Genomic DNA, 13,845 nt, shown 5'->3' with positions numbered 1-13,845 from the left:
ACCGCTGCGGTGTCGCCCGCAATCAGTGGATGTGATGAAGCAACGGATGCAGATCGGTATCGTCGGCTACGGCACGGCGGGCCAGGCCCTGGCGCTGCTGCTGGCGCGCGACGGCCATCGGCTACAGGTGTTCGAACGCGCGCCGCAGCCGGGTCCGGTCGGCGCCGGTTTCCTGCTGCAGCCGACCGGGCTGCAGGTGCTGTGGCGGATCGGCCTGCTCGAGCAGGCGCTGGCGCATGGCGCGCCGGTGCGCCGCCTGTACGGCGAGACGCCGTGCGGCCGCGCGGTGATGGACATGCGCTACCGCGACCTGGACACGCGCCTGTTCGGCCTGGGCATGCAGCGCGGCGCCTTGTTCTCGCTGCTGGCGCAGGCGTGGGACGGTGACGCCGAGCTGCAGCGCGATACGCGCATCGTCGCCATCGACGACGGCCTGCGCCGGGTGCAGGATCAGCAAGGGCGCTGGCATGGTCCGTTCGACCTGGTGATTGCCAGCGACGGTTCGGCCTCGGCGTTGCGCGCGCAGGTGCAGGGCACGCGCCTGGACCGGGTCTATCCGTGGGGCGCGCTGTGGTGCCTGCTGCCACGCGGCGACTGGGCCTTCGCCGACGAATTGCGCCAGCGCTATGTGGCCGCGCGCAAGATGATCGGGCTGCTGCCGGTCGGCACCCGCCCGGGCGATCCCGAGCCGCGCATGAGTTTCTTCTGGAGCCTGCCCACCGCCGATTTCGATGCCTGGCAGGCGCGCGGCATGGACGCGTGGCTGGACGAGGTGGCGCAGCTGTGGCCGCAGGCGCGCGAGTGCCTGGCGCAGGTGTGCGAGCCGGCGCAGCTGGCGCGCGCCAGCTATCGCGACGCGGTGCAGCAGCGCTGGTACCGCGGCCGCCTGGTGCTGGCCGGCGACGCGGCGCATTCGATGAGCCCGCAGCTGGGGCAGGGCGTCAACATGGCGCTGATGGATGCGTGGGTGTTGAGCGAAGCCCTGCGCGAAGCGCCGGACCTGGACGCGGCGCTGGCGCGCTACCAGGCGCAGCGGCATGCGCATGTGGCGGTGTACCAGTTCTGGAGCCGCTGGCTGACCCCGCTGTTCCAGTCCGAACGTGACCTGGTGGCGCGCGTGCGCGACCTCGGCATGCTGCCGGCCGGGCGCATGCCCGGCGGGCGCGGGCATATGCTGCGCCTGCTCAGCGGTACCCAGCATGGGTGGTTCGGCAAGCTGCCGCTGGAGCCGGGATTTCTGCAGGCGCTGGCGGAGACGGCGGCAGCGCCACCTCCACCGATTGCGGTGGGGCCGGCGCACGGCGAACAGGTGCAGTGAGCCAGCGTGTTCGTGCAGGTGGCGACCGACGTCGTTTCTGCGATCGGTAGACCTGTTGCGATGCCGCGGCGCGGTCGCTTCCCTGTGGGAGGGACTTCAGTCCCGACGCGTTATCGGTAAAACCTTGGGGCTGAAGTCCCTCCCACAGCAGGCGATCTGAGTCTCCAGGGACACGCGCTATCCCATCGCCACAGGCAACGCCAGCGCCGCGCCTTCTACGCAGGCGACCAGGCGTTCGCCCGCCTCCAGCACCGGCACCACGCCGGCGGTGAACTGCGAGAACGCGGGCAGCACTGTCATCCGTTCGCGCAGCCAGAACGCGGGCCAGCGTTGGCGCATGCCGGGTAGCTTGGCCAGCGGATGCAGGTGTCCGCATAGCACATGCAGTTGCGCGTGCGGCGCCGGGTCGTGGCGCAGCGCGAACGGGCCGTCCTCCACCTGTTCGCCGAGCAGCGCGATGTCCAATCCGGCGCCGGCCAGCGCGCGGTCGTGGTTGCCGGCGATCGCGGCCACGCGCAATTGCGGATGCGCGGCGCGCCAGGCGTGCCAGTCGCGTTGCCAGGCGGCCGCGGGCGCGGCGCCGTGCAGCACGTCGCCGAGGATCCACAGTTCCTGCGCCGCCTGTGCCTGCGCCAATCCAGCGAGGCGTTGCAGGTCGAGCGCGGTGCCGCCGCTGGGCAGGCCGATGCCGGCGCGGCGGAACACATCGGCCTTGCCCAGGTGCAGGTCGGCGATCAGCAACCGCCGCCGCGCAGGCCAGTACAGCGCGCGCTCGCCGAGCAGGGTCATCGGCTCGCCGGCCAGACTCCAGTCCAGCTCAGCGCGCATGGCGGTGTTCCAGCTGCGCGGCCGCACGCATCACCCGCGCCTTCCAGTCCTCGGTGCTGAGCTGGCCGCGGATGCTCTCGGCCCACAGCGGGAACGACAGCGGGGTCAGGCTGCGCGGCGTGTGCACGGCCAGTTCGCGCGCGGCGCAGTCGTGCAGCGTGGCGGCGAGCCGGTTCAGTTCCATCTCGCCCTGCAGCACTTCGCGCTCGGCCTGCGCCAGCAGCAGATGCTCGGGATCGAAGCGGCTCAGCACGTCGTACAGCAGGCCGCTGGAGGCCTGCAGCTGGCGCAGGCTGCGCGGCGTGCCGCCGGGCAGGCTCGGCGGCAGCAGGCCGGACACGCGCGCGATCTCGCGGAACTGGCGCCGCGCCAGTTCGCCCAGATTGAGGCTTTCGCGCAGATCTTCGAACAGATGCGCGGGGCTGAGCAGTTCGCGCAGCAGGGCTGGGTCGATGGCGACCTCCTGCGCCGGCGACAGCACCAGCCCGTAGTCGTTGGCGGCGAAGCTGAAAGTGTTGCGCTGCTGCCGGCCCCAGCGCAGCGCCAGCAGCGCAGCCAGGCCTTCGTGCACCTGGCGCCCGGCGAACGGATACACGAACACATGGCGGCCGTCGCGGGCGCGCACGCTTTCCACCAGCAGCCGCTGCGGCGACGGCAACGCCGACAACGCGCGTTGCAGGCCGAGCAACGGCGCCAACGCGCGCAGTTCCTCTTCGCCGCGCGGCTCGGCGAACACCGCTTCCACTTCGTGGGCCAGGGCCGAGGACAGCGGCATGCGCCCGCCCATCCATTTCGGCACGCTGCCGTCGCAGCCTTTGGCCAGCCGCACGTAGGCGGTCATGTCTTCCAGCCGCACCAGTTCCAGCAGGCGCCCGGCGAACTGGAAGCGGTCGCCGCGGTGCAGGCGACCGACGAACTGCTCTTCCACCGCGCCGAGCCGGCCGCCGCGCAGGAAGCGCACCGCGACGCTGCCGTCGCTGGTGATGGTGCCAATCGAGAGCCGGTGACGCAGCGCGATGCGGCGGTCGTGCACGCGGTACACGCCGTCGTCATCGAGCACCACCTTGCGGTAGTCCGGGTACTGCGCCAGCGCACGGCCGCCTTGCACGACGAAGTCCAGCACCGCGGCCCAGGTCGGCGCATCGAGCGCGGCGAACGCCGCGCTGCCGCGGACTTCATCGAACAGCGCGTCGGCGCGGAAGCCGCCGCCCAGCGCGCAGCTCACGCAGTGCTGCGCCAGCACGTCCAGCGACAGCCGCGGCGATGGCCGCGATTCGATACGGCCGTGGGCGATGGCGCGGCGCGCGGCGGCGTATTCGACCAGCTCCAGCGCATGCGACGGCACGCACAGCACGTGGCCGGGCTCGCCGGGACGGTGCTTGGCGCGGCCAGCGCGCTGCAGCAGTCGCGCTATGCCCTTGGGGCTGCCGATCTGCAGCACCTGATCGACCGCGGGAAAATCCACGCCCAGGTCCAGGCTCGAAGTCGCGACCACGCAGCGCAGGCTGCCGTCGCGCAGGCCGTGTTCGGCGGCGCGGCGCAGCGCCGGATCCAGCGAGCCGTGGTGCAGGGCGAGCGTTTGCGTGTCCTCGGGCCACACCGAGTCCAGCGCCTGGTGCCACAGTTCGGCCTGCGCGCGGGTATTGGTGAACAGCAGGCTGGTGCGTACCGCAAAAAGTTTTTCCAGCACCCGCGACAGTTGTGCCAGGCCGAGGTGGCCGGCCCACGGGAAGCGCTCGCCGCTGGCCGGGGTCAGTGTTTCCAGGGTCAGCGTGCGCGGCTTGACCCCGGCCACGATCGGCGCGTTCGGTACATGCGGCAGCAGCACGTCGCGCGCCTCGTCCAGATTGCCGAGCGTGGCCGACAGGCCCCAGGTGCGCAGCGCCGGCGCCCAGGCGCGCAGCCGCGCCAGGCACAGCTGCAGCAGCACGCCGCGCTTGTTGCCGAGCAGCTCGTGCCATTCGTCTACGATCACGCAACGTAGTGTCGCCAGCTGCGGCGCGGTGTCCGGGTAGGACAGCAGCAGCGCCAGCGATTCGGGCGTGGTCACCAGCACGTCGAGCTTGCCGCTGCGCGCCAGGCGCTTGTCGCGCGCGCTGGCGTCGCCGGTGCGCAGGCCGATCTGCCAGTCCAGGCCGAGCGCTTGTGCCGGTTCGCGCAACGCGCGCAAGGTGTCGGCGGCGAGCGCGCGCAGCGGGGTGATCCACAGCACTTTCAGGTCGCGCTGCGCCTGCCGGCGTGCACGCGTGCTCGTTGCCGATGTGCTTGCGCTGGCGGCGGCCTTGCCGCGGCGCGGCGCCTTGCGCGCGCTGGCCTGCAGTGCTGCCTGTTCGCGCAGGCCTTCCAGCAGCGGGCCGCCGAACGCGGCTAGGGTCTTGCCGCTGCCGGTGGGCGTGTGCAGCAGGCCCGAGCCGCCGTCCAGGTAGTGCCGCCAGAGTGCGCGCTGGAACGGCAGCGGTTGCCAGCCTTGCGCGGCGAACCATGCGTACAGCGGCGCATCGGCCGGGCGCTTGCGCGCCTGCGCCGCGGTCATCGCGCCAGCGCCTGCAGGGTGGCTAGCCGGTCGGCCTCGGCGAACGGCTTGTCGTGGCGCCAGCGCAGTATGCGCGGGAAACGCACCGCGATGCCGGACTTGTGCCGACTGCTCTTGTTCACCGCCTCGAAGCCGAGTTCGAACACGTGGTACGGCGTCACCGCGCGCACCGGGCCGAAGCGTTCGGTGGTGTGCGCGCGGATCCAGCGGTCCAGCGCCAGGATTTCGCTGTCGTCCAGGCCCGAATAGGCCTTGGCCACCGGCACCAGGTGTTCGCCGTCCCACAGTCCGAAGGTGTAATCGGTGTACAGCGTGCTGCGGCGGCCGTGGCCTGCTTGTGCGTACAGCAGCACCGCGTCGATGGTCAGCGGTTCGATCTTCCACTTCCACCAGTCGCCGCGGCGGCGCCCGGATTGGTAGGGCGAGGACGCGCGCTTGAGCATCAGCCCTTCCACGCCGCGCGCGCGCGAATCCTCGCGCAGCGCCGCCGCGTCTTCCCACGACGCGGCCTGCAGCAAGGGTGACAGCACGATGCGCGGGTTGGCATGCGTCTCGAGCAAGGCCTGCAATTGCGCGCGGCGCTGCGCCAGCGGCTGTTCGCGCAGGTCGATGCCGTCCAGTTCCAGCAGGTCGTAGGCGAGCATCCGCGCCGGCGTGTCGGCCAGGGTCTTGGCGCCGGGCTTGCGGCGCTGGATGCGGGTCTGCAGCGCGGTGAACGGCAGCGGCGCGGTGTCGCCGTCGCGCCAGCCCAGCAGTTCGCCGTCGATCACCGCATCGCGCGGCAGCGTGGCCGCGGCGGTTTCGATTTCGGGGAAGCGGCCGTCCAGGCGTTCCTCGCCGCGCGACCACAGCGCCGTTTCGCCGGCGCGGCGGATCAGCTGCAGGCGGATGCCGTCCCACTTCCATTCCAGTTGCCAGTCGTCGATCGTACCCAGCGTGGCCACGGCGTTTTCCAGCGGCGAGGCCAGAAAGAACGGGTAGGGTTGCTGGCGGTCGCTGGCCAGCACCTCGTGCGACAACAGGTCTTCCAGCGCGGCCGGGGTCGGCGACCACGCGCCGAGCATGCGCTGCGCGATGCGCGCGATGTCGATCCCCGACATCGCCGCCAGCGCCTGCTGTACCAGCCGCTGCGACACGCCCACGCGCAGCGCTCCGGTGAGCAGCTTGTTGAACAGCAGGCGCTCGTCGAACGCCAGGCTGTGCCAGCCGGCGAGCACCGCGGCGTGGCGCGCGGCTTCGTCCTGCGCGGCGACCGGCAGCAGGCGCTCCTCGATCCAGTCGCGCAGCGGCGCCGGATCGGAGGCTGCGGCCGGATCGTCGAGCAACAGGGTCAGGGTTTCGGCGAGGTCGCCGACGTGGTCGTAGCTGTCGTCCACCAGCCAGCCGGGCAGGCCGCTTTCCTGCGCGATCCATGCGCGCAGTTCGCGCGTGTTGGCGATGCGCCGCAGCTTGCCGCCGCTCAGCAGCCAGATCGCCCACGCCGCGTCGGCCGGCGGCGCCTGATCGAAATAGGCGACCAGCGCGGCGCGCTTGTCCAGCGTCGCGGTGCTCTGGTCCAGTTGCCGGTACAGCGCGGCGAAGCGCTTCATTCCTCGGCACCGTAGTCGGTGCGGAACGCCTCGGCAGCGACGCCGCGTTCGTTCAAGGCGCGGATGATCGCGTCGGTGTTGCCATGGGTGGCGATGACCCGCTGCGCGCCGGTTTCCTCGATGGTGCGCAGCAGGTCCGGCCAATCGGCATGGTCGGAGACCACGAAGCCGCGGTCGTAATTGCGCCGGCGGCGGTTGCCGCGCAGCCGCATCCAGCCCGACGCGAAGCCGAGTTGCGCATGGCGGAAGCGGCGCAGCCACGGACTGCCCGCGGCCGACGGCGGCGCCAGCACCAGTTGCCCGGCGTAGTCGGCGCGCTTGTCCATCTCGGCGACCGGGTGCGTGTCCAGCATCGCGATGTCCGCCTTGCGGTACACCGCCACGCCGGCGGCGACCGCGCCATGCAGCAGCGCCGGTTGATCGTCCCACGGCTGCAATTCGGCCAGCACCCGTTGCGCCTTGCCCAGCGCATAGCAGAACAGCACCGCGGCCTCGCCGCGCGCGGCGCATTCGTGGCGCCAGGCGACGATCTCGCGCGCCACTGCGGCGGTGTCCGGCCAGCGATACACCGGCAGGCCGAAGGTAGCCTCGGTGATGAAGGTGTCGCAGCGCACCACTTCGAACGCCGTGCAGGTCGGATCGGGCTGGCGTTTGTAGTCGCCCGAGGCCACCCACACCTCGCCGTCCATTTCGATGCGCACCTGCGCCGAGCCGAGCACGTGTCCGGCCGGATGCAGCGACACCGTTGCTGCGCCCAGCGCGAAGCGTTCGCCATAGTCGTAGGCGTGGTACGCCTGCTCGCCGAGGCGCCAGCGCAGGATCGGCAGGCCGGCGGCGGCGCAGTGGTATTCGCCCATGCCGACGCGGGCGTGGTCGCCGTGGCCGTGGGTGATGACCGCGCGCGGCACCGGGCGCCAGGGGTCGATATGGAAGTCGCCGGCGGGGCAGTACAGCCCTTCCGGGCGCAGTACCACCAGGTCCTGGGAAGCGGGTTTCGGCATGCCCGCCACTGTGTCCAAGGCGCTGTGCAGGAGATGAGAATCCACGCCGAGCGGTTTACACGCGGGTGCGGATCGGCTCCAATGCGCTACGCGCTTGTGCGTTCGTGCGCAGGCGCCTGGCCGGTGCGCATGGGCTGACGTTCGCTACGTTGCAGGCGGATGTGCAGGTGTATGTAGTGCTTGCGCGTGCGTTGCCGTGAACGTATACGCCGTACTCTCACCCCAACCCCTCTCCCGGCGGGAGAGGGGCTACCTGGTCCCGAGTCCCGAGTCCCGGCCTCAATGCCGCGTCCCACGCTTGCCGCCGCCCTTGGCCTGGGTCGCTTCCACCGACAGGGTGAAGCTGCGTTCCTCGCCGTCCAGCATCGCACCGACGCCGACCAGTTGGCGCTTGATTTCCTCGCCGCGGCCGTTGCGGATCGTCACCACCACCGTGTACTCCCACGCAGTGCCGTCGGCAGGATGCTGGATGGTGCCCTGCACGCGCAGCGGCACCGTCGCGGTCGGAGCCGACTGCTGCAGCACCGCCGAGTCGAAGCGCAGGTGGTGCTTGCAGGCCGGGCAGACGCTGGCGCTCTCCAGGATCGTGGCCTTGCAGTGCGGGCAGGTCCGGGTCGCCCCCGGGGTGCCGGGACGCGGTGTGCTCATGCGCCCGCGTCAGGCTCCGTCGTCGGCTTGCCGCCTTTGCGGCCCTTGTCGTCCTCCCAGCCGAAATCGGCCTGGCCGCGCATCCGCGCGCCGGCGGCCACGGTCAACGAGCCGGCCTTGACGTCGCCGATCAGCGCGCCGGACGCCAGCAGTTCCACCTGCGAGGCCGATTCGATGTTGCCTTCCAGCTCGCCGGCGATGATCACCTTGTTGGCGCGCACGCCGCCGCTGAGCTTGGCGCCGGTTTCGATGGTCAGGTCGCCCTGCACGTTGACGTCGCCCTTGAACTTGCCGGCGATGCGGATATGGCCGGTGCCTTCGATCTTGCCTTCGATGGTGATGTCGGCAGCGATCAGCGACTCCTTCGCCGCCGGCGGCGCGGCGCGTACGGGGAGCGGAGCGGCCGCGGCGACGCTGACCGCGGACTCGCCGGGCGCCGGTTCGGTGACCGGCCGCGGTTCCGGCACTGCGCTGTTGCCCGGCGTGCCGGGCAGCGGCAGGCCGTCCTTGCGCGGGGTACCCTGATCTTTCCAGATGGACATGCGAAGACGTCTCCAGTCGGGGGAACACCGACTATCGCCGCTCTACCGCTCAGTTTTTGTGACAACCATCGCTAAAGTGCGCTTCGTATGCCGCGATCGGGTCCACGGCCTGCAGCGCGATCGCATGGCCACGTTGCCGTCTCCGGCGGCCTGGGCGGCAGGCCGCAAGACGCAGCGTGCCTTCCCATCGCGACGCGATGGGCCTCAGCCCATTGCGTCCAGCGCCGGATCGAACGGCTGCACCTGGTTGCGGCCGTTGCGCTTGGCCCGGTACAGCGCTGCATCGGCCTTGCGCAGCAGCGTGGTGGCGACCACGCCGTCGCCCGAATAGCTGGCCAGTCCGATCGACAGCGTCACCCCCGGCAGTGCTTTGCCGTCCAGCGTGGTGCGCATTTGCTGTGCGGCGGCGCGGATCTGCTCGGCGATCGCCAGCGCCGCCTCCGCGTCGGTTTCCGGCAGGATCACGGTGAATTCCTCGCCGCCGTAGCGGCAGGCGATGTCCTCGCCGCGCAGCCGCGACGCCAGCATCTGCCCGACCGCGGCGAGCAGGCTGTCGCTGCCGCCGTGGCCGTGTAGATCGTTGAAGCGCTTGAAGTGGCCACGTCCAGCATCAGCAGCGACAACGGCACCGAGCTGCGTGCGCAGCGCGCCAGTTCGTGGTTCAGCGACTCATCCAGGTGGCGGCGGTTGAACAGGCCGGTGAGCGGTTCGCGGATCGACTGCCGGTGCAGCGATTCGCGCAGGCGCAGGTTGCTCAGCGCCATCGACAGCTGCGGCGATGGCGATGCGCGGCCGCGGCCCGCGGCCGGGGCCGGGGCCGGCCAGGAACACGAAGCCCAGCTGCGTGCCCTGCGCCGACAACGGAATGCAGGCGCTGCTGGCGCCGACCGCCTGCGGATCCTCGCGCAGATGCGCGCACGCCGCGTCGTGGCGCAGCGCATGCACGATATGGGTCTTGTCGCGGCGCAGCACCCAGCACGGTGCCGGCGCCACGGCCGCTTTGCTGCTTACCGGCGGCTCGCCCCAGGCGACGATGGATTCGGCGCGATCCCTGGAGGCGCCAACAGATACACGCCACCGCCGGCGTCGGGCATCAATGCGACGAGCATGCGCGCGGTCACCGCCAGCGCTTCCTTGGGGTCCACGCAGCTCAGTAGCCGCGTGCCGCGGTCTCGGCCAGCAGCAGGCTCGCTTGCACTTCGTCGATGCTGCGCAGCGCCTGATGGGTGTGGGCCACGCGTGCCGCATCGCAGATCGAACGTCGCGCACCGGAGAACACGCCGAATCCGATCGAGACGAAGATCAGGGCGGAAAACAGAAGCGCCAGGCAAGTTCTGATCCGCACGCTGTGGAATGTCGGCATGTGCAGAGTGTGACCAGGCAGCGGATCGACCCAAGCTGGATACTGGAAAAGAATCTTGGGGTACGCCGCGGTGCTAAGTGGCCGCGGTGCTAAGTGCTTGCGACATCGCGCGGGATGCGGCGGGCGCGGGACACGCCCGCCGCATCCCGCGCCGAGCGCGGGTGCAGCGGGCATTGCGTCAATGCTTTTCGCTGTCGCTGTTGTGCGGATCTTGGTTGGCCTTCTCGCGCGCCTTGTCGGCGAGCTTTTGCGCCGCGCTGGCGGTGGCCTCGCTGGCATCGGCGGCCGCTTCCTTGGCGGCGGCAGAGGCATCCTGCACGGCTTCGGAGTGGGCGGCGTGGTGCGCGGCGTCGCGGGCGTCGGCGGCGACTTCGCGACCGGTCTGCGCGGCCTGGTCGGCGACTTCCTTGGCCGCTTCGCCGGTCTGCTCGGCGGCGACCTTGGCGTCGCGCTGCGCCTGCTGCGCTTCCGGGCCTTGGCAGGCGGCCAGCGCCAGGGCGCCCAACAGTGCCATTGCCGCGATCGGGGTCTTGTTCATGCGCGTTCTCCGTTGCTGATTGATGCGGCGCAGCCTAGGCGGGCGCGCATGCAGTTGGTGTCAATGCGGGCGATCGCCAGCGGCTCGCGTTCAGGAACGCCGCCAGCGCAGCCGGTGGTGGCGCAGCAGGTCCCACGTCCACAGGCCCAGCGCCAGCGCCGCGCTGAACGCGACCGCGAGCGACTGGGCCATGCTCGGTGCCAGGAAGGCCAGCCAGAGCATGGTGCTGTTCAGACGGTAGGGGCGCCCGCTTCGCCGCCATAGCCGCACCAACGACATGAGCAATGCGATGCTGGCGATGACGCCGCCGGCCAGCCGCTGCCCGGGGATCTCGCTCACGCCCAGGCCGATGCCGGCCAGCAGCGGAACGAAAGACCAGCGTAGCCAGTGCGGCGCCGGCGAGCGATCGTCCGACTCCGCTTCGCCCTGCCAGCGCAGCAATACGCCGGCGAGCAGCCACCCCATCCACAGCGCGACGATCGCCAGGGCCGCCAGGCCGCTGCGCTTCAGCGCCAGGGACATCGGCGCCGGCTCCGGCGACCAGGCGCTGGTGGCGCTCGCCAGCAGCACGACGATGGTCACCAACAGCGCGGTGGCGGCGCAACGCAGCAGGCCGACCGACAGCCGCGCCCGGGTCAGGTAGCCGGCCTCGCTGGCGCGCATCCAGAAGTCGATCTGCTGCCGGTCCACCGGCGCGGGCAGGCCGTCGACATGGCCCTGGTCCAGGCATATGAGCAAGCGGCGCAGGGTGCTCGGCCGTCCCGGCATCAGACTCGCCCACAGCGCATCGTGGTCGAACGTCGGCGGTGTAGCCACATCGAGCTGCGGTGCTGGCGTCAGCTGGGGCTGCTGCGTCGGGCGTGGGGCGTGACTCCCGGTTTCGGGGTGTGGCCGGTGGTCATCGAGGAAATCGCTATGCGTGCCGAACGCAATCGCTGGATTCGGCCGTGCGTCGCGGCGATCGTCGCCATCGCCATCGCCATCGCCATCGCTGGCGCCAGGACTGGCAGCAAAAGTCGCGGTCTGCGCCGCGCCGCGAGCATCCTCGTCTCCAGCGTCTTCAACGTCCTCGTCGGCGTCGCCGCCGCGCGCGCCCAGGCCAGCGCCGACGGGTAGGCCGCGTGCAGTTGCTGGAAACCGTCCGGGTCGGTATCCGGGCGATGCTGGCGCAGCAGCTTGGCGTAGCTGCGCTTGATCGCGGTTTCGTCGGCATCCGGCGGCAGTTGCAGCCACCGCAACGCCCAGTTCAAACGTGCCGCTCCAGTGCGTCCAGCGTCTCGCCGAGGCGCTGGCGGTGCTCGTCGATCAGACGCAGGTCCTGGGTGTCGAGCGCGCCGCGGAAGACGACGATCCAGGCCTGGATCTGCTCGCGCAGGTCCAGGTACTCCTCGTACATGCGTTCGGCACGCGCCAGCAGGCTCAGGTTGTCCTGCTGTTCGCGCGGATGGATCTTCAGCGCCGCGCAATGCGGCGAGCCGTTCGCGGATCTGCCCGGCGTCGAGCAGGCCGGGGTTCTGCTCCAGGATCAGTTCGTGCTTGCGGCCGCTGTGATGCTCGGTCACCTCTACCTGCAGCAGGCCGTTATTGTCGTAGGTGAAGCGGGTGGTGACGCCTTTCTCGGCTTTGGGCAGGTGCCTGGGCAGCGCCATCCGCAGCTCGCCGAGCTTGATGTTCTTGGTCACCAGTGGGCTCTCGCCCTGGTAAACGCCGATCACCAGGTGTTCCTGCGCGTCGTGGATTGGGTAGAACGTATCCTCGCGGCTGATCGGCACGGTGCTGTTGCGCTGGATGATCGGGTGGAACAGGCCGGCGCGCAGCTGGCCTTGCGCGTCGTGCGAGGCGACCTCGGTGCCGAGCGTGTATGGGCACACGTCGGTGAGGATCACTTCCTCCAGCGCGGCGTCGCGCGCTTTCATTCCGGCCGCCACTGTCGCGCCCAGCGTCACCGCTTGGTCGGGGTTGATGTGGCGCATCGGCAAGCGTCCGAACATGCGCGTGACCAGCCTGGCGACCAGTGGCATGCGCGTGGCGCCGCCGACCAGCACGATCTCGTCCAGCTGCGCTGGCTGCAGTCGCGCATCGCGCATCGCCCGCTCCAGCGGCGCGCGCATGCGCTGCAGCAACGGCTCGGCCAGCTGGTTGAAGCGGTCCTCGTGCAGCGTCCAGTGCAGCGCCTGGCCGGCCACGCCGATCTCCACTGTCGCCTCCCTGGCACTGGACAGCGCTTCCAGGCGTCGCCGCAGCTGGCCGCTTTCCTGCACGCTCAGCGCCTGCGGCGCGAGCGCGTGGTCGGCCAGGAAGGCGTGCAGCAGCAGTTCCACGAAATCCTCGCCGCCGAGGACGTTGTCGCCGGCGCTGGCGTGGACCTCGATGACGCCTTCGAACATCTCCAGGATCGACACGTCGAAGCTGCCGCCGCCCAGATCCAGCACCAGGAAGCGGCCATGGCCCTGGCGTTCCTTCAGGCCATAGGCGAGGGCCGCCGCGGTGGGCTCGTTGATCAGCCGTTCGACGCGGATCCCGGCCAGTTCGCCGGCGGCGCGGGTGGCTTTGCGCTGCGCGTCGGAGAAATACGCCGGCATGCCGATCTCCGCTTCGCGCACTGTTTCGCCGAGTGCGGCTTCGGCATCGGCCAGCAACGCGCGCAGCACCATTGCCGACAGTTCCTCCGGGCGGAAGCGATGCTCTCCCGGCACGGTCTCGCGGTCGCTGCCCATCCAGCGCTTGAACGCCACCACGCTGCGCTGCGGGTGGCTGACCAGGCGTTCGCGCGCGGCCTGGCCGACCAGGATGCCGCTGTCGTCGGCGCTGACCACCGACGGGTCAGCAGTTCGCCGAGCGCATTGGCAAACAGGCGGCTGCCTTGCGCGGAATAGGCGCCGATCAGGGAATGCGTGGTGCCGAGGTCGATACCGATGATCATGGGCAAGTCCGTTGCGAAAGGAAGGCGGCCGGGAAGTGGCGGCGACGCTGGCACCGGCAAGGCGCTCGCGCTGGCCAATGAATGACAGCGTCGGCCCAATGCCCGGCGCAGTGTGCGGCCGCAGGTGTCGCGCCTGCCTTGGCGAATCGCAGGCAAAGAAAAAGCCGCTGGCGAACCAGCGGCTTTTTCAGACGTGCCTGAAGCGAGAAGTGATTACTTCTTCTTGGCTTCTTCGGCAGCGTCCTTGGCCTTACCGGCGGTGTCGTCAGCAACCTTGGCGGTGTCGGCAGCCTTGTCGGCAGCGGCATCGGTCGGGGCAGCGGCGGTAGCGGCCGAAGCGTCGGCAGCGGTGTTGGCAGCGGTAGCGGCCGTATCGGCAGCAGCCTGGGCGGAATCGGCGGTGGGGGCACCGGCGGCCGAAGCCTGGTCGGCAGCAGCCTGCGCGTCGGTGGCAGCTTCGTTAGCCGAAGCAGCGGCGTCCTGCGCCTGCTCCTGCTTCGAGCACGCGGCCAGGGCCAGGCCCAGGGCCATTGCGATCAGCAGCTTGTTGATGCTCATGTGT

The 13,845-nt window shown here is 70.5% G+C and carries 15 protein-coding genes and 1 pseudogene; 2 read left to right on the top strand and 14 right to left on the bottom strand.

Features of this window, described 5'->3' with window-relative positions; all coding sequences use genetic code 11:
- Nucleotides 1-34: 34 nt before the first annotated feature.
- Nucleotides 35-1,318: an FAD-dependent oxidoreductase gene (locus E4A48_RS11340; RefSeq protein WP_185910647.1), complete on the top strand. Its 1,284-nt coding sequence runs from the start codon at nt 35-37 to the stop codon at nt 1,316-1,318.
- Nucleotides 1,319-1,495: 177 nt separating this feature from the next.
- On the opposite strand, the gene pdeM is transcribed toward E4A48_RS11340, so the two are convergent.
- The 12 genes from pdeM to E4A48_RS21090 form a co-directional block, all read right to left on the bottom strand.
- Nucleotides 1,496-2,146 carry a ligase-associated DNA damage response endonuclease PdeM gene (pdeM, locus tag E4A48_RS11335; RefSeq protein ID WP_039007059.1) on the bottom strand — a complete coding sequence of 217 codons (651 nt, stop codon included), beginning with the start codon at nt 2,144-2,146 and terminating at the stop codon, nt 1,496-1,498.
- Nucleotides 2,136-4,679, bottom strand: coding sequence for a ligase-associated DNA damage response DEXH box helicase (locus tag E4A48_RS11330; protein ID WP_142742429.1), 2,544 nt, complete (start codon nt 4,677-4,679; stop codon nt 2,136-2,138). Before E4A48_RS11330 ends, pdeM begins: the two co-directional genes overlap by 11 nt.
- A complete protein-coding gene (locus E4A48_RS11325) occupies nt 4,676-6,268 on the bottom strand; it encodes an ATP-dependent DNA ligase (RefSeq protein ID WP_142742428.1) in 1,593 nt (530 codons plus the stop codon). Before E4A48_RS11325 ends, E4A48_RS11330 begins: the two co-directional genes overlap by 4 nt.
- On the bottom strand, nt 6,265-7,269 hold the full coding sequence (locus E4A48_RS11320) for a ligase-associated DNA damage response exonuclease (RefSeq protein WP_142742427.1): 1,005 nt from the start codon (nt 7,267-7,269) through the stop codon (nt 6,265-6,267). The genes E4A48_RS11325 and E4A48_RS11320 overlap by 4 nt, the downstream gene beginning before the upstream one ends.
- 279 nt (nt 7,270-7,548) lie before the next feature.
- Nucleotides 7,549-7,917 (bottom strand): hypothetical protein, encoded by a 369-nt coding sequence (locus E4A48_RS11315; RefSeq protein WP_003479271.1) that lies wholly within the window; start codon nt 7,915-7,917, stop codon nt 7,549-7,551.
- On the bottom strand, nt 7,914-8,459 hold the full coding sequence (locus E4A48_RS11310; protein WP_039007050.1) for a bactofilin family protein: 546 nt from the start codon (nt 8,457-8,459) through the stop codon (nt 7,914-7,916). The genes E4A48_RS11315 and E4A48_RS11310 overlap by 4 nt, the downstream gene beginning before the upstream one ends.
- A 204-nt stretch (nt 8,460-8,663) precedes the next feature.
- Nucleotides 8,664-9,008, bottom strand: coding sequence for a GGDEF domain-containing protein (locus E4A48_RS21610; protein ID WP_409976379.1), 345 nt, complete (start codon nt 9,006-9,008; stop codon nt 8,664-8,666).
- Nucleotides 8,921-9,223, bottom strand: a complete 303-nt coding sequence (locus tag E4A48_RS21605; protein ID WP_409976339.1) for a GGDEF domain-containing protein — start codon at nt 9,221-9,223, stop codon at nt 8,921-8,923. The genes E4A48_RS21610 and E4A48_RS21605 overlap by 88 nt, the downstream gene beginning before the upstream one ends.
- Complete coding sequence (locus E4A48_RS21600; protein ID WP_409976386.1) at nt 9,129-9,452, bottom strand: hypothetical protein; 324 nt, start codon at nt 9,450-9,452, stop codon at nt 9,129-9,131. The genes E4A48_RS21605 and E4A48_RS21600 overlap by 95 nt, the downstream gene beginning before the upstream one ends.
- A 157-nt stretch (nt 9,453-9,609) precedes the next feature.
- Nucleotides 9,610-9,822, bottom strand: a complete 213-nt coding sequence (locus tag E4A48_RS21595) for a hypothetical protein (protein WP_409976338.1) — start codon at nt 9,820-9,822, stop codon at nt 9,610-9,612.
- 178 nt (nt 9,823-10,000) lie between these two features.
- A complete protein-coding gene (locus E4A48_RS11300) occupies nt 10,001-10,360 on the bottom strand; it encodes a hypothetical protein (RefSeq protein ID WP_039007048.1) in 360 nt (119 codons plus the stop codon).
- A 90-nt stretch (nt 10,361-10,450) separates the two neighbouring features.
- Nucleotides 10,451-11,176, bottom strand: coding sequence for a hypothetical protein (locus E4A48_RS21090; protein WP_235426497.1), 726 nt, complete (start codon nt 11,174-11,176; stop codon nt 10,451-10,453).
- A gap of 51 nt (nt 11,177-11,227) precedes the next feature.
- On the opposite strand from E4A48_RS21090, the gene E4A48_RS21085 reads away from it, so the two are divergent.
- Nucleotides 11,228-11,476, top strand: coding sequence for a hypothetical protein (locus E4A48_RS21085; protein ID WP_260607940.1), 249 nt, complete (start codon nt 11,228-11,230; stop codon nt 11,474-11,476).
- A 130-nt stretch (nt 11,477-11,606) separates the two neighbouring features.
- Here the strand turns inward: E4A48_RS21085 and E4A48_RS11290 are convergent.
- Together E4A48_RS11290 and E4A48_RS11285 are read right to left on the bottom strand one after the other, a co-directional pair.
- Nucleotides 11,607-13,283: pseudogene (locus tag E4A48_RS11290) on the bottom strand (Hsp70 family protein).
- 213 nt (nt 13,284-13,496) lie between these two features.
- Entirely contained in the window at nt 13,497-13,841 is a 345-nt protein-coding gene (locus E4A48_RS11285; RefSeq protein WP_009583424.1) for a hypothetical protein, read from the bottom strand.
- Nucleotides 13,842-13,845: the final 4 nt, after the last annotated feature.

It is taken from the genome of Xanthomonas translucens pv. cerealis, from assembly GCF_006838285.1.
Lineage (GTDB): Bacteria > Pseudomonadota > Gammaproteobacteria > Xanthomonadales > Xanthomonadaceae > Xanthomonas_A > Xanthomonas_A cerealis.
This window is presented reverse-complemented; position numbering and strand designations above follow the sequence as displayed.

Bases quoted from the DNA above. Each gene is read 5' to 3' on its own strand.
- E4A48_RS11325 (WP_142742428.1), bottom strand. From the start codon at position 6,268: ATGAAGCGCTTCGCCGCGCTGTACCGGCAACTGGACCAGAGCACCGCG.
- E4A48_RS11330 (WP_142742429.1), bottom strand. From the start codon at position 4,679: ATGACCGCGGCGCAGGCGCGCAAGCGCCCGGCCGATGCGCCGCTGTAC.
- E4A48_RS11285 (WP_009583424.1), bottom strand. From the start codon at position 13,841: ATGAGCATCAACAAGCTGCTGATCGCAATGGCCCTGGGCCTGGCCCTG.
- E4A48_RS11320 (WP_142742427.1), bottom strand. From the start codon at position 7,269: ATGCCGAAACCCGCTTCCCAGGACCTGGTGGTACTGCGCCCGGAAGGG.
- E4A48_RS11300 (WP_039007048.1), bottom strand. From the start codon at position 10,360: ATGAACAAGACCCCGATCGCGGCAATGGCACTGTTGGGCGCCCTGGCG.
- E4A48_RS11315 (WP_003479271.1), bottom strand. From the start codon at position 7,917: ATGAGCACACCGCGTCCCGGCACCCCGGGGGCGACCCGGACCTGCCCG.
- E4A48_RS11310 (WP_039007050.1), bottom strand. From the start codon at position 8,459: ATGTCCATCTGGAAAGATCAGGGTACCCCGCGCAAGGACGGCCTGCCG.
- E4A48_RS11340 (WP_185910647.1), top strand. From the start codon at position 35: ATGAAGCAACGGATGCAGATCGGTATCGTCGGCTACGGCACGGCGGGC.
- E4A48_RS21595 (WP_409976338.1), bottom strand. From the start codon at position 9,822: ATGCCGACATTCCACAGCGTGCGGATCAGAACTTGCCTGGCGCTTCTG.
- pdeM (WP_039007059.1), bottom strand. From the start codon at position 2,146: ATGCGCGCTGAGCTGGACTGGAGTCTGGCCGGCGAGCCGATGACCCTG.
- E4A48_RS21605 (WP_409976339.1), bottom strand. From the start codon at position 9,223: ATGGCGCTGAGCAACCTGCGCCTGCGCGAATCGCTGCACCGGCAGTCG.